This window comes from Enterococcus sp. AZ062 (genome assembly GCF_051715065.1).
GTDB classification, from domain to species: domain Bacteria; phylum Bacillota; class Bacilli; order Lactobacillales; family Enterococcaceae; genus Enterococcus_B; species Enterococcus_B mundtii.
This window is the reverse complement of record NZ_JBIOTB010000001.1, coordinates 950,112-971,742: the sequence shown is the minus strand read 5'-3', so window position 1 is coordinate 971,742 and position 21,631 is coordinate 950,112. Positions and strand designations below refer to the sequence as shown.

Genomic DNA, 21,631 nt, shown 5'->3' with positions numbered 1-21,631 from the left:
TTCCTCCATTAATTACCGGTATTTTTTATTCACTCTGCTTTTTGTAAAGTATAAGATATCAGCTAGAAAAGAATGCAAAACTGTATAAGAGTTCCAAGATGTCAACACAGCCATTGGTTTATCTTCTTCGATAATCTTTAATCTTGTTTCTAATTCCTTTAATAAAGCTTTCAATGTTTTTATTTTATACTCTTTATTTGGCACATCAACTCGTTGAACAAAATTCAAATTTGATTCTGTTAGAATTTTTAATAACTCCAGTTTTCCTAAACGTATATTTTTCTTAGTTTCTGCAGTTTTTTCTGTTTCTTCATTTTCAATTTGCATGGCACTACTTCCATGTTTTCGCCATAATCCTGTTTTTTCATCTAGTAGATACAACTTGTCTGTTAAAACACCTGTAGACCACATCGCCATATCATGAACTGGATAAAGTGATGTTTCGAGAAACTCATCGAAAGTCGGAATAAAGTCTTTTTGAAAAGCATAAACCCATCCTGGTCGATTTAAAAATACATTTTTTTTAGAAAAATAAATATAATCATTTGGTTGTTTTGTCGGTATCTTTCTCTTTTCACATGGATAAGAGACACCATTTTCTTCAAGTAGCTCATCATAATTAGAAACTAGTACTTTTATATTTTCTGGGTCCGACATAATCTTTTCAGACATATGTTTAATTTTGTGCGGGTACCAAATATCATCTTGGTCACTAAAAAAAATCACATCCCCCTTTGCTTGGTGAATCAAGCGGATGAAATTTTCTCTCCAACCGATGTTTACCTCATTGATCAACAACTGCCATCCAGATAATTGGTTTTCTTCTATAAAATTAGTTACGATCTCAACCGTGCGATCGGTTGAACCATCATCACATAATAATACTTCATCAGGCATACGTTCTTGATTTTTGATTGATTCTAATTGTTCAATGATATTTTTTTCACCATTATAAGTCGGCATAATCACTGAAACTGTAAAAGATTTATCTCTCATATTTATATTACCTACTTTTCTTTCTTATGTCTTTTTATTTTATAGTGATCTCCTTTTTGCTTTTCTAAAGGTGGCAATTGCATGTAATCTCCATATAGACTCTCTAAATAAACTTTGTAATTTTTTGGGATCGATAACTTCGCGTCTTCAAACTCCACATAGATAGCTTCAGAAAAAGTACTAGATGGCAAAAATTCTCTCACTCCATAAATTGTTGATACACTTACTCCTTTTAAACTAGAATCAATCTGTCGCTCATTCGTAATTTTAGCGAGTTGATCCATCTTCCTAGCAAAGTGATTCGCACCCTTACGTCTAGCATACTTAGCAATCATTTTTTTGATAAAAATAAATTTTTCTTCTGGTTTAAACTTTTTCTTACTCTCTGCACCTCTAAAAACATCTAATAACTTCATTCTTTTTACTAAAAATTTTTGGCTAAAAGTTTTTTCTGGTACAGAATCAATCGGAAAAATATCTAAAAATAATCCATGCTGGGCAACTCGATAATCATCATCGATATACGTTCGTGTATCGTTTATTTTTGTAAAAGCATATTCCCATTTATTATCGATTTCTAAAGCTTTTATTTCTAGAAAATCTGGCAATTTATGTGCTAAGCTGATAAGTTTATTGTAATCTTTTCTTGGCATAATGATGTCTGCATCATCATCCCATGGAATAAAACCTTTATGTCTAATGGCCCCTAGTAAGGTTCCTCCAGCTAAAAAATATGTCATATCGTGTTCTTGACAAAACTGATCAAAAAATTTTAATAAATCTAGCAAACCTTCATGGATTTCTTTTGTACTTAAATAATCAGACATTTTTTACTCCCTCTAATAAACCTTGTATACCTTTAACATTTGTTGTAATGTATGGCTAACATCATATTCCATTAATTCTTGTGTTATTTCATTATTCCAAGGCTGACTTAAAATTGCTTCACACCAAGTTGCCTTAGCTTCATCAAGACCAATAAAAGTAACGTTTGGAGTCAATTTCGTGTCTGGAGAAATCGTACTAGATAATACGAGTTTTTTCCTACTTGCCTGAGCCTCTAAGCCGACCATTGGAAGACCTTCGTACAAAGATGTCATACAAAATACATCCATAGCTTGAAACAACTCTGGAATGTCATTTCTTTCACCTAGCAAGTACACATTTTTTGATAGGTTCAATTCAGTTATTTGTTTCTCTAAACTTTTTTGCAACGAACCCGCTCCAACAATCAACAATTTTGCATCTGGTTTCTTTTGTAATAGTTCGCTAACGATATCAATGAGATAGGTTTGATTTTTTTGCTTTTCGAGACGTCCAATATTCCCGATAACAAAATCATTTGGGGAAAGTCCCAGCTCTGCTCTTTTCTCAGCACGTACATCTTCATCCGTCTTATACAATGATAAATCAATACCATTATGAATAATCTCATAAGGATGACCTTGAAATAAGCTATCTCCAGCTTCTTTACTAACAGCTAAAAAATCAGTTGCTTCTTTAATAAGTAAATGATGTAAATATTTCCTTAGTAAATTCATTAAAAAATTAGACGATTTTCCGTCACTAGTGGCATGACTATGTGCTATTCGTTGTGTTATTCCTCGTTTTCTAGCTAATAACAGGTTGATTCCTCCGCCAAAATACACTTCATTATGAACGATATCGAAATGCTGTTCTGCTAAAAGTTTTCTAACCTCAAACCAATACTTTATGATGTTTTTTTTGGGATTAGTCACTACAAATATTCTTCCACCCATTTTTTTTATCTCTTCATGATAATCTGTCACATGTGCAAAATCATCATAAATCAAAAAATCGAACTGTACTTTACGACGGTCGATTCTTCTATATAGATTCATCATGAAGGATTCGGCTCCACCTTTGCCCATTCTCCCCTGAAAATGTAACACTCTTTTCACTTTGTTCACTTGATCACCTATTTTTCTATATTTAATACTCTATAACGGTTAAAAGTATCGAATTTTTATGAGATACTTTCTGATAAGATATCCAAAGTATTCTTAAATCCATCTTTTGCATCAAAAAATGCTTTCCATCCTAAAGCACTCAGCTTTTCGCTATTCAAGCTGGAGTTATTCATAGGATTGAATTGTTTTGCTTCACCTGCAGTAGGCAAATCAAACTCCAAATCAACATTCCCAATTTCCGCAATCGTTTTAGCCATCTCTGCAATACTGATAATTGAACATGGATTGGATATATTGTAGGCTTCTCCAGGATTTCCTTTAACAAGTGCATATAGCATGGCAGTAGCACAATCCAGACTATAAGTATAGGATCTTATTTGGCTACCTGTGCTTTTCATAATAATTTTTTTACCTTTCAAAGCATCTAAAACAAATGCTGAGGAAACACGTTTATCTTCTTGTTTTGCTGAAGGACCATAAATATGTCCTGGACGAACAATTACACTCTTGACTGAGTATTCTTTTAAATAACTAACACATAATGTTTCAGCTGCACGTTTCCCCATAGAATAAGAAGAGCGTGGATTCAATAGGTCTATATAACCATAATCAGATTCAAGTAAAGGTCTATCTGTACTAAATTCTCCGTAGACTTCACTTGATGATACATATAACAGTCTATCAACTTGTTCTTTCTTTGAAAATTCCAATAATGAATTTAGCCCAAAAATATTGCCTTGCATTGTCTCTACAGGTTTTTCTGAATAAAGTTCAGGACTCGCATGACTCGCGCCATGAATAATATAATCTACCTTATTAGTAAAAGTGAACTCTTTCGTCGCATCATACAATACTGGTACAATGCATTTACTTGCCGAATAAGTAGAAAAACGTGTTTTTAATCTTTCGATATTTCTTCCAAGAGTATATACTGTCATCTGCAAATCAAGTTCTTGATTAGCGATAATCAATAAATCGACCACCGCAGAACAAATCAATCCGCTTGCTCCTGTGATCATGACAGATTTATCTTTGAATTTTTGAAATATATCAGTAGTTTCTTGAACACACATTTTTAGATTTGAAAGATAAGTTTCGTTTTCTAATAGATTCATTTTCTTACCTTCCTTACTTGATCCAGTCATCATTTGTTGAATTCAATAATGCTTTAAAAATTTCTAAATCTTCTAGAGTAGTGATTTTTAAATTTTTCTCTGATCCAGGTGAAAAGTAAGATTTTTTTCCTAAAACTTGCATCAACTGACATGAAGCTGCCATATCATTAATTCCTTTTTCTTCTGCTAATTGGTAGGTTTCGATAATTTCACCCAATTGATACGTGTGCGGTGTTTGTGTACGAACTAAAAGATCTCGATTCAATGAATTTACTGAACTTGTCTCTCCTTTTTCTTCTAATGTGAAAACAACTTCTGTACAAGGAATAACAGCTACAGCATTTCCATTTTCTTTATAAACTGCAATACTCTCACTGATGATTTTTTCACTGACCATAGGTCGATTACCATCATGGATCAATACAACATCATCTTTTGCTCTTTTTTTGTAGATTTCTTTCAATCCATTATATATTGATTCTTGTCCAGAATTACCACCTTCAACAATATACTTTAGTTTTGTGATATTGAATTGCTTAGCATAAGCAGTCAGCATTTCTTCCCAACCTTTTAAAATAACCACACAAATTTCATCAATCTCTGGATGTTCTTCAAAAGCTTTCAGTGTATAAACTAGGATTGGAATATTATTCACATGGATGAATTGCTTTGGAATATCTTGTCCTGTTCTAGTTCCAGTACCTGAAGCAGTTAATAAAGCAATATTCATAAAATGTTTTTCTCCTTTTCGTGATCTTAACTAACTGTAAGAACTTAATATTTTCTTTTTAATAAAGCGATTAATCGCGGGCTAATTCGCTGGATCTTATTTGCAAAAATAATAGTATGATAAGCGATTGTACTTGGTAGGTTGAAATAAAACTTTGTCAATTTTTTAATGATCGAATCAGTACACGCAATCGAGCGCGCTTCTCTTATTACATCACTATTTAAAATTTCTTTTATTGCATGTCTCTTTTCAATATTAGTTAACTGATACGTTTCAGCAATCGATAAAAGAACTGACGTTGTTCCTTTTAATAAAAGGGAAGCCATTCCTGCTTTATTATTATTATTTGTCACTTCATTTGCTCGTAAATAAAAGTCTTCAAATGTTTGAAACTTATTTTTATTATATTTATTTGTTATTCCTTTGCCACCTTGAAATTCATAGGTATAAACAATACTAGGATTCATTAGGACCTCATCACAGTATTCAAAATAATCTAAATTAAAAATTCGATCTTCACAGCTACTATAATTTTTGAATCGAACACTATATTTTTCTAACAAATCTTTACGGTAGCATTTATTCCAAACAACATACATCAGTTGCTGATTCATCAATGTGTACATGTCTTGCAAAAATTCTTCTCGTTTCGTATATCGATGTTCGGTGACCTGATTTATCTTTTCAGAGATTACTTTTTCATCATCAATAGTTCGAAATATGAAGGAACTCACAATCAAATCAGCATTCGGTTGTTTTTTCAAAAGTTGTTCATATTCTTTTAATACTGCTCGATTCGGAGTGTCATCTGCATCAAAAAAGAGGATGTATTCACCCCTCGCACGATTGAGCCCCTCATTACGTGCAAATCCTGGTCCTTGGTTTTTAGTTGTCACCCATTGAAACTTAGGATTTTTGTCGACTAATTGATGGATTAACTGTTCTGTTTTATCCGTAGAGCCATCATTCACTAATATTACTTCATAATCATTAAATTCTAACGATTGCAATCTATTAATCGAACGCTCGATCGTATCTTCGGCATTATAGACAGGAACGATAATACTGAAAATCGGTTTTTTCATTTTTCAGCTCCTCCAACTCAACTATAAATTTTTTCTTGGGGAAAATCTATTTCTTTTAATGAGCTGGCATTTTCATCCTCTTCTAACCCTTGGGAAGACATTTTATCAAAAAGGATCTTGATCGTTTGCAATAAAATCTTTAGATCCATCATTAACGAATATTTTTTGATATACAACAAATCAAAGCGTAACTTGCTGTTATAGTCAGAAACATATTTCCCATAAACTTGGGCATAGCCGGTGATGCCTGCACGGACATTATGTCTCAAATAGTAATAAGGATTTTCTGCATTGAATTGATCCACAAAAAAAGGTCTTTCTGGGCGTGGTCCGACAATCGACATATCGCCTTTTAACACATTAAAAATCTGTGGCAATTCATCAAAACGTACAGCACGGATAAATTTACCGACCGGTGTTACTCGAGCATCATTACTTTTCGCTAAGACAGGCCCTGATTTTGCTTCTGCTGTCGCTGTCATTGACCGGAATTTATAGATTGAAAATTCTTTTTGATTTTTAGTGATACGGACTTGTTTATAGATCACTGGTCCTGGTGAAGTCACTTTGACTAGTATTGCTGTAAGCAACATGAAAGGTGATGCAAGGATCAGTAAGATAAAGGAGATGATAATATCGAATAAGCGTTTGAACAATTCATCTTCTGGTTGTATCTTGAAACCAGAAGCTTCAATGATACTTTCATCTTCAAAGTTCATAATGTTTGGATTGATCATTGTTAAATTCTCAAAAGTCGTATTCAAGAATAATTTTTTTTCCTTCTTAGTAACTAATTGATAGATCTTGATTTTTTCATTTTCTTCAATATGTGATGACAAGTAGACGATATCGATCGTATCGATCATCTTCTTGATGTTTTCATAATAGTTATCGATAACGACCGCTTCAACTTTATGTTTATTATTTTTTTTAGATTGGAAATTTTGGATTGCTGGAGCAACATCTTTTTCAAGTCCAACGATCACTACTTTCTTGTCTCTACTGACTTTCAAATATAATTTGTAGACCAAGATACGGTATAAGCTCAGTAAAACTGTTCCTACTACCAAAGATAAAAGAATAACTGCCCGTGGAAAGGCAAACCATCGACCAGCGAAAGTCACCACCATTACACCTAAAGACATCAATACTTGCCCTATTACAGTCACAAATATAATGTCACTGATCATCCGATTATAGAAGACGTATGCCCCTAATAAAATATTCAAGACGATAAAGATGATAGATATAAACACTGCAGAATGTTGAAAGGTCTCAAAATTCCGTGTGGGAATTTCTCCTTGAAATTTCAATAAGAAACTTATATATATCGCTGCATTGTAAACTAAGACATCCAGCATGATAATGAATATCCGACGAGCAGCATTCCATTCTCCATTTTTATTCATGTATACACTCCTAACCACAAAATAATACCTCTATCATCTTACCATAGCACACTTTAAAAACATAGTGAATAACCAAATTGTAACCTAAATTCAAAGTTTTTCACGACAGATTCATGTGCTTGATTCTGCTATAAAAATGGGGCATACAAAAATATACCTTAAGTAAAACTTGAATATTCTCCAAGTCTCTCCTAAGGTATATCAACTACTCGTTAATCTGGTCGTAATGAAAAATCGCCAATTCCTTGTTTTGTCAAATTGTCATTATAGAAAGGATCATGTGCGATATATTTGGGCCATTTATCTTGCATTTTTTTGATTTCACCCGCAAAGCGTTTCTGCTTTTCTGGCGTATCTTCGTACCCGCGAGATTTTGACTCAAAGTGATAAAGCTCAACTTGGTGAGCATATACATTGTTTCGACCCAATTCATAGACTTTAAGACATAAGTCTACATCATTGAAGGCAACTTGTAATGTCTCATCGAAGCCACCCACCGCTTTGAAATCATCTGCTTTGACCATCATACAAGCGGCAGTCACTGCTAAATAATCGACATCGATCACTAATCGTCCGAAATAGCCACAATGTGTGCGGTCATAATTATTCAACGCATGACCAGCGACGCCACCGATTCCAACGAGTACACCCGCATGTTGAGTCGTATCATCTGGATAGTAAAGTTTGGCGCCAACACAGCCGATCGAATCAAACTGAGCATATGAGACCATTGTTGTCATCCAATTAGGAGCAATCACTTCGGTATCATTGTTCAGGAATAAGTAATACTTTCCACTAGCTTTTTCAGCCGCAAGGTTATTGATGCGAGAATAGTTGAAGGGAATATCGATCAACTCTACAATGAAGCGTTCTTTCAGTTGTTCCTTGTAGGAGTCAAAAAGATTTTGCATCTTAGGATCAGTACTACCGTTATCAGCTACAATGATCTCGTAGTTAGGATAGGTCGTTTTTTCGATGATCGAATCAATACACATTTTCAAATCGTCATACCCATTTTTGGTTGGGATGATGACGCTGACTAGCTCCTCTTGTAGGACATCATAATTGATCTCATAAAACCCTGAGATTCTTCCTGGACGCACTTGCCCTTTGATATTCCTGCGAGCTAATGCATCCGTCAAAGCTTTCACACCAGAATCGTAAATATAACTTTTAGCTTCACCACTACTAGCTGTTGATCCTGGAATCGTACGCCAATGGTAAAGGACACGATCGATATGATAAATATGATCTGCTGGGATCATTTCTGTAAAACGGAGAACTAGGTCATAATCTTGTGAACCTTCATAGCCTTTTCGGAAGCCACCTAGTTCTTTGACGATACTTAATCGATAGACGCCTAAATGAGAAATATAGTTATTTCCCATCAACGTATTAGGTGACCAGTCTGCTTTAAAATGAGGATCGAAGCGATTGCCATCAGCATCGATCTTATCTTCATCACTATAAATCAAATCAAGTTCTGGCCGATCATTCAAGACATTGACTACTTCAAACAATGCATTGACAGGAAGTTCGTCGTCGTTATCAAGTAGTGCCATGAATTCTCCTTCAGCGATCTCAAGTGCAGAGTTCGTGGCTAAACTAATATGTCCGTTTTCTTCACGAAAGACAACTTTGATCCGTGGGTCTTTTTGCTGATAACGTTCTAAACATTTATGGATTTTAGGATCGGTAGAGGCATCATCACTGATACACAATTCCCAATGGTCATATGTTTGAGCAATCACAGAATCGATACATTTTTCTAGCCATTTGATTTCTACGTTATAAACTGGCATCACGACAGAAATCAATGGACGATAGGCAAAGGCTTGCGCTTTTGTTTTTTGTGCTGCAACGTCAATTTGTTCATGCTTAGCGATCCATTGCGCATAGTCGATGGAACCTGGTTTCAATTCCATTTTCACACGACGTACAGCCTTTTTTAGGCCATGCGTCCGAGCATAGTTCAAGCCTTTTTTTAACAATCGTTTTTTCTTTTCCAAACTCGACTCGATGCCATCATCATAAGGATAGCGTCCATTCAATTTGACGGCTATTCCATTTTGATGATCTTTCGTTTGAAAATCTAAAATTGCTTTCCCCTTCATCTTTCCAGATAATCGAAGATTAAAACCACTTTGCGTCTTTACGTCCAAATCATAGAGATGATTGATATCTAAACGCACGACTGGTGTATTTTTTGCTATAATATTTTCTTTTTCAACTTGGATCGTCGGTATTTCTTTCGTTACTTCATCGATTGCCCAACCAACGATCAATAAATCGCCGGTCGCCCGCTCACGAGTGATTTTATCGATAAATACAGCAATTTCTTTTTTTTGCACTGGTTTGGTACTCCTTTACCTAATAAGTTATTTATATTTCAACTAGCCAAGACTGCCCATTTTCTGCAATCAATTCGATCAAAAATGATTTTTCTTGTTCACACGCTATCTGGATCTCAAAACCAGCTTTTGTGTGGGGAGGAAGTTTTTCGGCTTCATTCACTTCGGCTCGCTCAATCTGCTGAACCTCGAAGAATGGTGATTGATCTACAGACAACTTATAAGATAAAGGTTTACGTTCCGCATTTGAAATTCCCCATCCAATGATTTTGAGTACTTTTGTTTCTGGATCCCAATTTTTTTCGTCGACACAAAGAGAAAGTTCTTTGGCTTGGATTTTTTTTGCCGTTTCTTTTGGTCTCACCAATCGTCCTTTTGGCTTTATTGCCCAATTGTTAGGTTGCAACAAGTCAAAATATCGATCAGTCGTAGTCTTCAAGACTTTCGTCTGCTCTTTATTCTCTATTTGTAAGTGCTGGTTTTCTTTTGTTAATCTCTCGTTTTCAGCAGATAGTTCTTTTTGAACAGCAGCCATAGGTTTGATTTCTCTAAGGACTTCAGCCATCGTTGCTGGTAATTCACCAATGAATCGATAATGGCAAGAGATTTTGATCGTTTCTCCACTTATATCGGTCAATTCTAGTCTTGGTGCTTCTGATCCATCAAAAATATAACAGTCTGTCGCTGTTTTGATGACCGCATTCGATGCGATAAAATCAAGCTTTACTCCGTCTACTTCAACACTGAACTCAAGGTAGCTTGGTTGCTTTTCAAATTGAAAAATAAAACTTGCCGGTTCTTCTGTCAGTGGAAAAGTCAATACTTGGTTTTCTCCCGTATAATTATTGAACGGGATCTGTAATATTTCTTCTTGCGTACTCTTTTTGATGATTTCCATCATTTTGACATAATTTGAATTTTGCGGTGAATTGATTTTAGCTTCCACATTTGGGTGTTTTTTCAATGAAAAGAAATACTGATACACTTCGCCAAATGGGCGCATTTTGAAATCATAACGAACTGCTGCTGGTAAGTCAGTATATGCTGACTTCAATTCAGTATCCCCTACTGCTAGATATAAATAATCTTCAATGTTGATGTGCAGATCAGCGTTTGCAAATACTTTTTGAAAGCCTTCGTGGGTATAAAATGAATTATGTGTTTCATCCAATAGCCCAAACGAAGCCCACGGCAATTCGTTATTAAAGAGGTGAATCAATACAGAGTTATGCACGAGATTAGGGAAAGTAATCAAAATCTCGCCTTCTTCATTTAGAAATTCTCTGACTTTTTTTAATGTCTTCAAAGGATCCACTAAATGTTCCAAGACATCTGCAAATAAAATATAATCAAATGTTTGACCAGCATAATATTTTGCCCATTCAAAACTTTCAATGTCGCCATAAAAACCATCTTGTGCAATTTCATTGACGTAATCAAATAGTTCTTTGTCCAGTTCAACGATGCTTACTTCACAGTTTTTTGCACCAATCAAATGTTTCGTCATGCGTCCATTGCCAGGACCAAATTCCAAGACTTTACTTCCTGGTTTGATTTGTCCGACAATCTTACCTACGCTACTTTGTTCATCTAAATCCATCTCGAAATCATACTTCATTGTTTTGATCTCCTTCTTTCCACTGGTGATCCAAGACCACGATCCCTTCACCAATATAAGAACCCGTCACAAATAAGTTCATATACTTCGTTTTATACACTAGTGGGACGGTGGCATTTTCTTCAAAAACCGCCACATCGAAATAGTATTCGCCAGCAAGTAAGCCTAACTTCTTATACTTGAGATAAAAGACGTTTTTTCCTTTTTCCCAAGGAATTGTGATATCGTCCAGTAAAGTATTCAAGCCACAGACATAGAAATTATCGACCGTTCGTAGGGCAATCCCTAACACAGGTTTTTTGATAGTATCATCTTTCACTTCATAGGTGACCTTTACATAAAGATCTTCCCCTTGTTCTAACATATCGATCGGTTGCTTGTTTTCATCTAGTAATTCAGCACTTAACACATCGACGATATCTGGGGCAGCAAAACGCTCCACTTGATTTTTGTTACGATCCACTGTTTTTACTGATTTTTTCTTTAAGAAGTTTTCGTAATTGGTTGTCACATCCATCGTATCTCCAAATTCTACAACTTCACCATTTTTTAGCCAGTAAGAGCGGTCGCAGAAACGACGGATCGAGCTGATGTCGTGGGAAACAAATAAAATCGTCTTCCCAGAATTTTTGATTTCCGTAAATTTTTCCATACATTTCAATTGGAACTCCAAGTCACCTACTGCGAGTGCCTCATCAACAATCAGAATATCTGGATTGACATTGATCGCTACTGCAAAAGCTAAGCGCACGAACATCCCACTTGAGTAAGTTTTTACAGGTTGATAAACGTGGTCTCCGATATCTGCGAAATCAATGATGTCATCCACCATCGCATCGACTTCTTCACGGGAAAAGCCAAGAACCATTCCATTTAAATAAATATTTTCATATCCAGAATATTCTGGATTAAAACCTGAACCCAATTCAAGTAAGGCAGAAATCTTTCCTTCGATCTCCATGGTTCCACTTGTTGGAGTCAAAACGCCTGTAATGATTTTGAGCATCGTTGATTTACCAGAACCATTTTCACCGACAAAACCGATCATTTCACCTTTTTTGATCTCTACATCAATATTTTTCAATGCATAGAACACATCATGGTACGATTTCTTGAACGGATTCAAAGCTTCTCTAAAACGATCCGTCGGTTTCGCATACATATTGTATGATTTAGTGATGTTGTTTAATTTAATTGCGTATTCTGTCATAACTATACTCCTTACAGCACATCTGAAAAATGTGGTTTCAATCTACGGAACACTAAGGAACCGATTACGAACATGATTAATGTAACTACCCAAAAATAGATTGTATAAGTACCATGTTCCCAGAACCAAGCTTGACTTAAGAAGGATTCACGGTAACCTTGAACAACATAATACAATGGGTTTAGTTTTAAAATCTTTATGATTGCTGGATTAAATTGACTTGGACTCCAAAGAATCGGCAATGTCCACATAATCAGCTGTAGTAAAATCGTGATAAATTGCATGATATCTGGTATAAAAGGTTGAATCGAGGCGGTCAACCACGTCAATCCGGTCAAAAAGGCGACCATACAAAATAGATAATAAATCAATTGTAAAGACATGACCGTTGGAAAAATACCATGTCCCATTGTTACGACTAAACCAATCAAAATAAAGAACATATGTGAGTACAGGTTTGAAAGGATTTTAGTTGTTGGTAAGATACGGATATTGAATACCACTTTTTTCACTAAATAGGTGTATTCTCGGAAAACAAGTGTTGTAGAGGTAAACGCATCTGAGAAAAAGAACCATGGGACCATCCCTGTGATCAGATAGACGATAAACGGATACTTCCCATCAGTCATCGCCGCTTTCAAGCCGAAGCCAAAGACTAACCAGTAAATGAGAACCGTAAACACGGGATTGATGAACGCCCATAAAATCCCTAAAAATGAACCCGCAAAACGTGATTTAAAATCGTTTAACGAGAATTGAAGTAATAGCTTTCGATTTTGATAGATATCCTTCATAAATAAAAACAAATCTTTCAACATTTGTGTGCCTCCAAGCAGTTTCAATTAATTACAGTCAACAGCCATTTTACCACATATTGAGCCAAGGACTGCGATATTCGTTGTTTCTTAATTTTCTATTAAGTAAACTTTTTATCAACGTTACTATTTTACAAAAGATGATACTTAATTGCAATGAAGCAAAAAACGTGGGCTTGCCTAAAAAAGGCTTACCCACGTTTTTATTTTATTGATTGAGGTTGAGACAGAAGTGTTCAGCCTTGTTTCCGAAGTGCTTGCTCCTGTTCTCACCATTTATTCGATTCTAAGGTGAAAGACGAAATTGATTGTTACTGTTGTCTCACACCCCTTATTTTCAAATTCAGTGATAGCGTGCAAGTCTTGAAGTTGACAGTTGATTTTCCTCTTGTATTTTTATTTGCTTACCCTGTGGCTGATCGTAACGATGACTTGCCATCGCTAACAACAAGTAGCCGATAGGTACCCAAGGGAAAGAAGTCAATGTATCTTCCATAAACGATTGGATCATTACTGCCATGAATGCCCATAAGAACGTAAGCTGTCCATTCGAATAATCTGCTTTCAGTGTTAGTCTTCCAACAAAAACAAGTAATAAAATCCCTACAATTGCGATTCCTATCAATCCATATAAATTCAAAATAGAATTATAACTATTGTGATTACCTAAAACCTCATCCCCACGAAAATAAAGAAAAGGCTTCATTCCAACCAGTAGTTGCTCCGTACTCTCGGAAATCGTTTGATAAAATTTCAGCCATATGCCTTCTCTTCCAGTGAAAAGATTGATCTCTTCAGAAGTGGCAGCTAAATAGGATATCGGTAGCGCCAGACTAAAAATAGCTAAATAGCCGATAAAAGGTGCACGAATAAATTTAAAGAATCTTTTAGGCCAGATATCTAATAAAGCAAAAATGATGATCGCAATCAATGCCGAGCGTGATTGACATACCCAGATTCCTAAAAATGCAGCGACGATCGCTGGTACCCCAAGAATCCGAATATACCAACGTTCAAACGAACTGGCGAAACCACTGATCAGTAGTCCAAGCATCATCAACGAGCTACCGATCGTATTTGTATTGATCCAAATATCGGATAATTTATTATCTTGGTTCCATATGCTTTGTCCTTCAGGTACTTGAATCTCTGTAAATACTCGATATACCGTAACAGCAAGGAAAAATGAGAAGACAAGCAAATAAATCCCTCGATCTACTTTGTCAAATTCGATCCACTTTACACTCAATCCAATCAGAATCAGGATTGGGATCAACAGGTTACCTGCCAAAGAACCATCTCGTATTCCACTGAAATACGTATAGAAACAGAAGATGACAACTGCTGCTCCTAGATAAAAAAAGTCAAATCCTCTTGCTTTATAGATATTAAGTCCTGTTAAGACAAAGACACCAAAAGTGACGAACTGTGCGCTATGTTCATATAAAAATAAAGTAGCTGGTGTCCCTATACCGATCGTCCAGACAGAAAAAAGAGCGATCAGCATCAACAACAAAATCCCAGTACTCATTTTATTTATGAATTTTTCGACAAATGTTTGAATGGTTTCCACCTCCTCTTCTAAATAATACTTTTTAAGAATGGATGATTGGATCAGCGTAACCAATAAGGTCTCTAGCTGATCCAATATCTCCATTTTTAGCACACATCTTCTTCAAACTACAAATTTTTATTGACCTGTTGATTGGGTTTGCCAAATAGCATAGTTTGGATAGGCTACTTCATAGATCATGTGCCCATCGTCGTCTGGTCCATATAATTTAGTGAACTGCGCTTCATTACGCTGGTTATAGTCATCTAAAGGACGCTTGGTTACGACATATTTGATGCCTAACTTTTCAGCATCATCAAAATTCAAAGTCACTGAGAACATGTCTGGACGATCTAGCTTGAAGGCTGTATCTTCTTTAGCAATAAAGGCTCTAGTATGAGCATAACGATTGTAAAAACGCTCATATTCCCCTTCTGGATCAATCAATTGCCATGCAGCTTTGTCTGGATAAAAGCGGACCGTATTGAACGCCTTCACTCCTAAAGCCGGTGTGAAGTTATAGAGCTCATCTTCGGTTAACCATACTTGACCTGGATCTTGTTGGTCGATTTTTTGGATTTCCTTAGCTAACGTTTTTTCAAAAATCGCACCTGTTCCTTGGACAACTGGATTCACAAAGAAGCCAGAAGCAATGATCAATGCACTAAATGAAAGGTAGAAAAATACGCGTTGTCGAAACAATGCAAATGCTAAAAGAAGTGTTCCCAAAACAATCACACTGATCAGCTCAAGGTCAGAGAAATACCCTTCCATCTTGGAACCTTGTAACGCATAGTAATAGATACCTGCATTAGCAATCAATAAGACAAATTTATACCACGTAGGGATGACATCGTGTTTCCAAATGTACGCGATAAACCAAATCGATAATAGAAATGCCGCAAAGCTGAAAGTCAAGATCGCACGAAATGGCGGGACAAATGATAACAAGGTCAATTGAGCCATCGTTCTAGGTAAGCCAATGGTGATCCAAAAGATCGCGAATAGACAAAAGAGCATTAAGATCCGACCAATAATTTTTTGATCGTCGTCTTTTTTCCCAAACAAGACAAATGGACTTGCTAAAAAGACAGTTGGGAAGAAATGGTAAAATAGTGCTACTTCTGAATTATTTGAGAAACTGATATCCTCGAATGGGATTTTCCAGTTCGTTAAGAAATAGAAAAATTCACTAAATTTCCATTTACCACCTGTACTTACTCTATTCCCAGGATACAACGTATTCAAAGAGGCGAGTAACGCATCTTTAGAAATTGACCAAAAATGCCACATGACAATACCAATAAACAACAACGCAGCAGTAATCAATACAGCGTCAAACCAATCCCATTGTATTTTTTTGCGGTAATAGACCAGTAAACCGACAAAATAAAAAACTAATAGATAGGCGAGCATCACTTGATGGGCCGGATAGATGACTAAGATAAAGCCGAGACCGAATATGACCACTAGTAACATCATCAATGCGCGCAGCCACTTTTTTTCATGTTGATAAAAATAATGATAAAAGGCGACCATTAAACCAATCGTAAAGAAAATCAAATCGCCAACGTGTTGCATGAACCACCATTGAACAGCTGGTGAGAAGGTCAGTGCAAATGAACCGATCAACGAAAGTGGCTTGTTTCGTTTCGTTAAGATCATCAGTAGTTCAAATCCTAACAGGACCATGACTACCAGTTTCATTGCCCAATAAAAGGACAATCCTCGATCCCTTCCTAAAAAGAAGAATCCCCAGTTAAATGGTTTACCGATAACAGTGATATCTTTCACTGGCGAATTGTAGGCAATGATCATATTTTGACCATTCAATGAATAATCTTCGTTGATGACCGGATAGCCCGATTCTGCTTGAGAGAAATAAAAAGGCGTTTGGACTAGCCATTCATCTGAACGAACTTCTCGATTTTGACCAAAAATCACATCCGTCTTTTTCCCATCATCTCTTTGAGATACATAGTTATCCCAGCTACCGATCGAGCTACCATTCAAGTTGAAGGTCACAACGATAACGATTACCAATAAGCCAATCACATAACGCAATTTCAATAGGATATCTAAAAATGGATGCGTCTGTTCTATTTCCGTTTGTCGTGATTTATCTCGCCTTGCACTTCTTGTTTGTTTTTCCATAAAATTCTCCAATTTCTTCGTTGTTTCTTTTTTCTAAGGAAAAACCTTATTTGTTTAATTTTTCAGAAGCTTGTAACATTTGTTCAAGTGCTTCTTGCCACGTTGGAATAACAAAACCAAGATTTTCCGTTTTTTTCAGGCTCATCACTGAATATTGTGGACGTGTTGCTTTTTGTGGATATTCAGCTGAAGTAACAGGTGCTACTTCTACTGCTGTATCTTTTAAGATTTCTTTTGCGAATTCATACCATGAACAACTATTCTCATTTGATAGATGATAGACACCATATGGTACTTTTTCTTCGATTACATAGACCATAAATTCAGCTAGTGTGCGTGTCCATGTCGGACGTCCAAATTGGTCATTGACCACTGTTAATCGATCATGGGTTTGTGCCAAACGTTGCATCGTATAAACAAAGTTATGACCATATACGCCAAATACCCATGACGTACGAATAATATAATAATCTTCTAAAATTTCCTGCACTGCTTGTTCGCCTAGTAATTTTGTACGACCATATTCATTCAATGGATTCGTTGCATCATCTTCTAGATATTCTTCATTTTCTTTTTTACCATCAAAGACATAATCGGTACTGATATAAATCAATTTCGCATTCACTGCTTTCGCTGCCAATGCAACATTTCTCGTTCCGTCTACATTGATTTTTTCATCTAATTCTTTTCCTTCGTCTTCTGCTTTATCGACAGCAGTATAGGCTGCACAATGGAAGATGACTTCAGGCTTTAAGTCTGTGATATAAGTCATTGTTTTTTCTGCATCCGTGATATCCAGTTCTTGGGCGTCAGTCGAAACATAATCTAGCCCTTTCTCATCTAATAAATGACGTAACTCGGTACCAAGTTGACCATTTCCACCTGTTAATAAAAACATAACGCAATCGCTCCTTGATTTATTTATTTTTAAATTGTTTTTGTAAAAATATCATTAGCTTTCTTGTTGTCTTTAATGAACGCTTTATCTTTTGAAGACGATTCATTCAACTGTTTGTTCGGAGTATTGGACAAAAATAACGGTATCTTTCTCTCCCCTTACCCCAAAACAACGGCAGAACAGTTATGTTCTAACCACGTTCTAAGAACCAAGCTTATTCTACCATATCGGTTCTCGCTTTTCGAGAGGATGAGCATCCATCAAGCGCTCTTAAAAACTTTTTCATGAAAAAAGGGGCAGCGTCAGTTAAACGCAGTGCCCCTTCATTGACTATTTAAAAGAGGTTGAGTCTCTCAAGCTATCTATTCAAGCAAGAAAAACATCCGATAAGAGGAAGTCTTTGACTCTTATCTACGCAGCTTGTCCGAGGAAGCTTGGTTGCTCACCTCTTATTGCCCATTTTTAGCGTAAGCTGCTTCAACTGCTTCTTTCTCTTTTTTCCACCATTCTTGGTTCTCTTCGTACCACTTGATGGTTTCTGCTAAACCATCCCGGAAATTAGTGAACTCTGGTTGCCAACCCAGTTCTTGACGAAGCTTGGTTGAGTCGATCGCATAACGCAAATCATGGCCAGCACGATCTTTGACATGTTCATAGGCATCTTTAGGCTGACCCATCATTTCTAAGATCATTTCCAACACGGTTTTGTTATCTTCCTCGCCATCAGCGCCAATCAAATAGGTTTCCCCAATATTTCCTTTGGTTAGGATCAACCATACGGCAGAAGAGTGGTCATTCGTATGGATCCAATCACGAACATTTTTTCCTTCTCCATATAACTTAGGTTGGATACCACTTAAAATATTAGTGATTTGACGTGGAATGAATTTTTCAATGTGTTGATAAGGTCCGTAGTTGTTGGAACAATTTGAGATTGTCGCCTTTAGTCCAAATGAACGAACCCAAGCTTTCACTAATAAATCAGAACCAGCTTTTGTTGAAGAATAGGGGCTGGACGGGTTGTAAGGTGTTTCCGCAGTGAACTTCTCACCTTCACCCTCGCCATGACCTGGTAAATCTTCACGTAATGGTAGGTCACCATAGACTTCATCCGTAGAAACATGATGATAACGAACATCGTACTTACGGCAAGCTTCTAGCAATGTATACGTACCAATGATGTTCGTGTGTACAAATGGAAACGGATCTTTAAGTGAATTATCATTATGTGATTCAGCAGCATAATGAACCACTGCATCTGCTTTTTCCACTAATCGATCGACTAATTCTGCATCTGCGATATCTCCGACAACCAGCTCCACACGATCAGCTGGCAATCCTGCTAGATTTTCTTTGTTTCCTGCATAAGTTAATTTATCTAAGACTGTCACATGTACTTCTGGGTGGTTTTGTACAACATAATGTACAAAATTTGATCCAATGAAGCCTGCTCCACCAGTAACAATGATATTTTTCATTTAATATTTCTCCTCATCAAATGTTAGATTTCACCATAAACAAATGGGTTTTCTGCTTCAAATTCTTTCAGTGTAGGATGATTATGATCTTTTTCAGACATGATTGCTTTTGAAAGATCGATCGGCCAATCAATCGCTAACTCTGGATCGTCAAATGCGATCCCACCGTCTGCTGCGGCATCATAATAATTATCGCATTTATAAAGGAAATTCACATTTGGTGTCAACGTCACAAAACCATGTGCGTATCCCTTAGGTACAAGTAATTGACGATGATTGTGTTCAGATAAGATATAACTTTCCCACTGTCCATAGGTCGGACTACCTTTACGAATATCGACGATCACATCTAAGACTGCTCCTGAAGTGACACGGATCAATTTTGTTTGAGCGGATGCCCCTTTTTGAAAATGCAAGCCACGAATCACTCCCGCTTCAGCAGATAAAGAGTGATTGTCTTGGACAAAATCAAAATCTAATCCATGTTCCGCAAATTTTGCTTTTGAATAGCTTTCTGTAAAGAAACCACGATGGTCCCCAAAAACATCCATTTCGATAATTTTAACATCTGTTAATTTAGTATCCGTCACTTTCATCACTAAAAACTCCTTATTCAGCAGCCAATCTTAATAAGTATTGACCATATTGATTTTTTTTCAGTGGTTCTGCCAAAACAGCTAATTGTTGTTTGTCGATATAGCCCATTCGATAAGCCACCTCTTCTAAACAAGCAACTTTTAAGTTTTGACGCTTTTCAATCGTTTCAATAAAGGTAGAAGCTTCAAGTAAAGATTCATGCGTGCCTGTGTCTAACCAAGCAAAACCACGTCCCATAATCTCTACAGAAAGTTTTCCTCTTTCTAAATACGCTTTATTGACGTCAGTGATTTCTAATTCACCACGCTCAGATGGTTTGATTTCTTTTGCAATTGAAATCACATCGTTGTCGTAGAAATAAAGTCCTGTGACAGCATAATTTGATTTTGGTTCTGTTGGTTTCTCTTCAATAGAGAGAGCTTGCATATTTTCATCAAATTCGACCACACCAAAACGTTCCGGATCATTAACATGATACCCAAAAACGGTCGCTCCACTTTCTCTAGAGGCAGCACGTTGTAACATTTTTGATAGTCCGCCACCATAGTAGATATTATCTCCTAAAACAAGGCAAACACTATCATCGCCAATAAATTCTTCCCCAATGATAAAAGCTTGAGCTAAGCCATCGGGACTCTCTTGAACCGCATATTCAAGGTGAATACCTAGATCATGCCCATTTCCAAATAATTCTTTAAAGCGTGGGGTATCTTGAGGTGTTGAAATAATCAATATCTCCTTGATACCTGCCAACATCAAAATAGACATTGGATAATAGATCATTGGTTTATCGTAGACTGGCATCAACTGTTTCGAGGTTGCCTTTGTTAGTGGATACAAGCGTGTTCCGCTTCCTCCCGCAAGGATGATTCCTTTCATGAATATAAGCGCTCCTTTTTCTTTAAATTTTCACTTTCGTTATTATCTCATCAATCCTGCTATTTGTCATGGATTTCTTGAGAATTTAACAATATCTTTTAGGGATGTTTTTTCCATTTCCGCTGTATAAGTGCTTGGATCAAATGGATCCGCCAAGCGATTTTCTGGCGCCAACTACTCTTCGTTTCAATTTCACTTGCATTAAAATCGTGTCGCCGATAAAGAGTCAAGGGTTCTCGAATAAAGCCCGCATGATTTCCCGCCAGCAAACCAATCCACATGTCATGCATCGGTACATTGTCAGGTATCGGTAAGATCGTCTCTTTTAATGAAGAGCGAAAAGCCATCCCTGCACCGATATAGTTACTACGAATCAAATTCGTCAACCAGCCTTCTTTGGATCTCCTAAAGGTAAAGTATGAGGAATGGATCTCATTCAACTGGCTATCTACGATTACTAAATCTGAAATAACTACTAGTTGTTTTGGATGAAGGCTAAAGTATTGTGTGATTTTCTCTACTTTCCCATCTAACCATACATCATCTTGATCTGCTAAAAATATCAGGTCTCCCTGAGCTTGTTCAATCGCAAAGCCAAAATTTTTGATCAAACCTTGTTTAGGACCTTCAAAAAGTTTGATACGTGGATCATTATGTGCATATTCTGTTAAGATCGACCAAGTATCATCGACTGAACCATCATCCGAAATAATCACTTCATCTTCTGGAGAAAGTTGCTTTAAGATACTATCCAATTGTTCTTTTAAATACGCGCCACCATTAAAGGTTGCTATACAAACCGATCGCATCATT

The 21,631-nt window shown here is 36.4% G+C and carries 18 protein-coding genes; all 18 read right to left on the bottom strand.

Annotated features, from left to right (window positions below; translation table 11 throughout):
• Window positions 1-12 precede the first annotated feature (12 nt).
• Entirely contained in the window at window positions 13-996 is a 984-nt protein-coding gene (locus IGJ00_RS04575; RefSeq protein ID WP_010735929.1) for a glycosyltransferase, read from the bottom strand.
• Window positions 997-1,007: 11 nt separating this feature from the next.
• Entirely contained in the window at window positions 1,008-1,823 is an 816-nt protein-coding gene (locus tag IGJ00_RS04570) for a LicD family protein (protein ID WP_115357443.1), read from the bottom strand.
• A 12-nt stretch (window positions 1,824-1,835) separates the two neighbouring features.
• On the bottom strand, window positions 1,836-2,918 hold the full coding sequence (locus tag IGJ00_RS04565) for a glycosyltransferase family 1 protein (RefSeq protein ID WP_185953846.1): 1,083 nt from the start codon (window positions 2,916-2,918) through the stop codon (window positions 1,836-1,838).
• Window positions 2,919-2,983: 65 nt separating this feature from the next.
• Window positions 2,984-4,042 (bottom strand): NAD-dependent epimerase/dehydratase family protein, encoded by a 1,059-nt coding sequence (locus tag IGJ00_RS04560; protein ID WP_115357442.1) that lies wholly within the window; start codon window positions 4,040-4,042, stop codon window positions 2,984-2,986.
• 13 nt (window positions 4,043-4,055) lie between these two features.
• The gene (locus tag IGJ00_RS04555; RefSeq protein ID WP_010735933.1) at window positions 4,056-4,772 is read right to left on the bottom strand and encodes an IspD/TarI family cytidylyltransferase; all 717 of its coding nucleotides are present in this window, start codon (window positions 4,770-4,772) and stop codon (window positions 4,056-4,058) included.
• Window positions 4,773-4,816: 44 nt separating this feature from the next.
• Window positions 4,817-5,857 (bottom strand): glycosyltransferase family 2 protein, encoded by a 1,041-nt coding sequence (locus IGJ00_RS04550; protein WP_104775517.1) that lies wholly within the window; start codon window positions 5,855-5,857, stop codon window positions 4,817-4,819.
• A gap of 17 nt (window positions 5,858-5,874) precedes the next feature.
• Window positions 5,875-7,266: a sugar transferase gene (locus IGJ00_RS04545; protein ID WP_115357440.1), complete on the bottom strand. Its 1,392-nt coding sequence runs from the start codon at window positions 7,264-7,266 to the stop codon at window positions 5,875-5,877.
• 212 nt (window positions 7,267-7,478) lie between these two features.
• Window positions 7,479-9,617, bottom strand: a complete 2,139-nt coding sequence (locus tag IGJ00_RS04540; RefSeq protein ID WP_438844150.1) for a glycosyltransferase family 2 protein — start codon at window positions 9,615-9,617, stop codon at window positions 7,479-7,481.
• A 31-nt stretch (window positions 9,618-9,648) separates the two neighbouring features.
• On the bottom strand, window positions 9,649-11,235 hold the full coding sequence (locus IGJ00_RS04535; protein WP_438844149.1) for a class I SAM-dependent methyltransferase: 1,587 nt from the start codon (window positions 11,233-11,235) through the stop codon (window positions 9,649-9,651).
• Window positions 11,225-12,445, bottom strand: a complete 1,221-nt coding sequence (locus tag IGJ00_RS04530) for an ABC transporter ATP-binding protein (protein ID WP_010735938.1) — start codon at window positions 12,443-12,445, stop codon at window positions 11,225-11,227. Before IGJ00_RS04530 ends, IGJ00_RS04535 begins: the two co-directional genes overlap by 11 nt.
• An 11-nt stretch (window positions 12,446-12,456) precedes the next feature.
• On the bottom strand, window positions 12,457-13,263 hold the full coding sequence (locus IGJ00_RS04525) for an ABC transporter permease (protein WP_019722596.1): 807 nt from the start codon (window positions 13,261-13,263) through the stop codon (window positions 12,457-12,459).
• Window positions 13,264-13,603: 340 nt separating this feature from the next.
• The gene (locus IGJ00_RS04520) at window positions 13,604-14,833 is read right to left on the bottom strand and encodes an EpaQ family protein (protein WP_153188051.1); all 1,230 of its coding nucleotides are present in this window, start codon (window positions 14,831-14,833) and stop codon (window positions 13,604-13,606) included.
• A gap of 117 nt (window positions 14,834-14,950) precedes the next feature.
• Window positions 14,951-16,966: a DUF7657 domain-containing protein gene (locus tag IGJ00_RS04515; protein WP_086334433.1), complete on the bottom strand. Its 2,016-nt coding sequence runs from the start codon at window positions 16,964-16,966 to the stop codon at window positions 14,951-14,953.
• Between the two features lie 46 nt (window positions 16,967-17,012).
• Window positions 17,013-17,864 carry a dTDP-4-dehydrorhamnose reductase gene (rfbD, locus tag IGJ00_RS04510; RefSeq protein WP_142432956.1) on the bottom strand — a complete coding sequence of 284 codons (852 nt, stop codon included), beginning with the start codon at window positions 17,862-17,864 and terminating at the stop codon, window positions 17,013-17,015.
• Between the two features lie 449 nt (window positions 17,865-18,313).
• The gene (gene rfbB / locus IGJ00_RS04505) at window positions 18,314-19,342 is read right to left on the bottom strand and encodes a dTDP-glucose 4,6-dehydratase (RefSeq protein ID WP_161642157.1); all 1,029 of its coding nucleotides are present in this window, start codon (window positions 19,340-19,342) and stop codon (window positions 18,314-18,316) included.
• A gap of 23 nt (window positions 19,343-19,365) precedes the next feature.
• Entirely contained in the window at window positions 19,366-19,938 is a 573-nt protein-coding gene (gene rfbC / locus IGJ00_RS04500; protein WP_010735944.1) for a dTDP-4-dehydrorhamnose 3,5-epimerase, read from the bottom strand.
• 13 nt (window positions 19,939-19,951) lie between these two features.
• Entirely contained in the window at window positions 19,952-20,818 is an 867-nt protein-coding gene (gene rfbA / locus IGJ00_RS04495; RefSeq protein ID WP_010735945.1) for a glucose-1-phosphate thymidylyltransferase RfbA, read from the bottom strand.
• 98 nt (window positions 20,819-20,916) lie between these two features.
• Window positions 20,917-21,627, bottom strand: coding sequence for a glycosyltransferase family 2 protein (locus IGJ00_RS04490; protein WP_071866072.1), 711 nt, complete (start codon window positions 21,625-21,627; stop codon window positions 20,917-20,919).
• Window positions 21,628-21,631 lie beyond the last annotated feature (4 nt).

What these genes read in the sequence shown, in the direction of transcription:
- IGJ00_RS04545 (WP_115357440.1), bottom strand. Translation starts at nt 7,266, where the DNA reads ATGAATAAAAATGGAGAATGGAATGCTGCTCGTCGGATATTCATTATC.
- IGJ00_RS04490 (WP_071866072.1), bottom strand. Translation starts at nt 21,627, where the DNA reads ATGCGATCGGTTTGTATAGCAACCTTTAATGGTGGCGCGTATTTAAAA.
- IGJ00_RS04570 (WP_115357443.1), bottom strand. Translation starts at nt 1,823, where the DNA reads ATGTCTGATTATTTAAGTACAAAAGAAATCCATGAAGGTTTGCTAGAT.
- IGJ00_RS04575 (WP_010735929.1), bottom strand. Translation starts at nt 996, where the DNA reads ATGAGAGATAAATCTTTTACAGTTTCAGTGATTATGCCGACTTATAAT.
- rfbD (WP_142432956.1), bottom strand. Translation starts at nt 17,864, where the DNA reads ATGTTTTTATTAACAGGTGGAAATGGTCAACTTGGTACCGAGTTACGT.
- IGJ00_RS04530 (WP_010735938.1), bottom strand. Translation starts at nt 12,445, where the DNA reads ATGACAGAATACGCAATTAAATTAAACAACATCACTAAATCATACAAT.
- IGJ00_RS04515 (WP_086334433.1), bottom strand. Translation starts at nt 16,966, where the DNA reads ATGGAAAAACAAACAAGAAGTGCAAGGCGAGATAAATCACGACAAACG.
- rfbB (WP_161642157.1), bottom strand. Translation starts at nt 19,342, where the DNA reads ATGAAAAATATCATTGTTACTGGTGGAGCAGGCTTCATTGGATCAAAT.
- rfbC (WP_010735944.1), bottom strand. Translation starts at nt 19,938, where the DNA reads ATGAAAGTGACGGATACTAAATTAACAGATGTTAAAATTATCGAAATG.
- IGJ00_RS04560 (WP_115357442.1), bottom strand. Translation starts at nt 4,042, where the DNA reads ATGAATCTATTAGAAAACGAAACTTATCTTTCAAATCTAAAAATGTGT.
- IGJ00_RS04555 (WP_010735933.1), bottom strand. Translation starts at nt 4,772, where the DNA reads ATGAATATTGCTTTATTAACTGCTTCAGGTACTGGAACTAGAACAGGA.
- IGJ00_RS04525 (WP_019722596.1), bottom strand. Translation starts at nt 13,263, where the DNA reads ATGTTGAAAGATTTGTTTTTATTTATGAAGGATATCTATCAAAATCGA.
- IGJ00_RS04535 (WP_438844149.1), bottom strand. Translation starts at nt 11,235, where the DNA reads ATGAAGTATGATTTCGAGATGGATTTAGATGAACAAAGTAGCGTAGGT.
- IGJ00_RS04550 (WP_104775517.1), bottom strand. Translation starts at nt 5,857, where the DNA reads ATGAAAAAACCGATTTTCAGTATTATCGTTCCTGTCTATAATGCCGAA.
- rfbA (WP_010735945.1), bottom strand. Translation starts at nt 20,818, where the DNA reads ATGAAAGGAATCATCCTTGCGGGAGGAAGCGGAACACGCTTGTATCCA.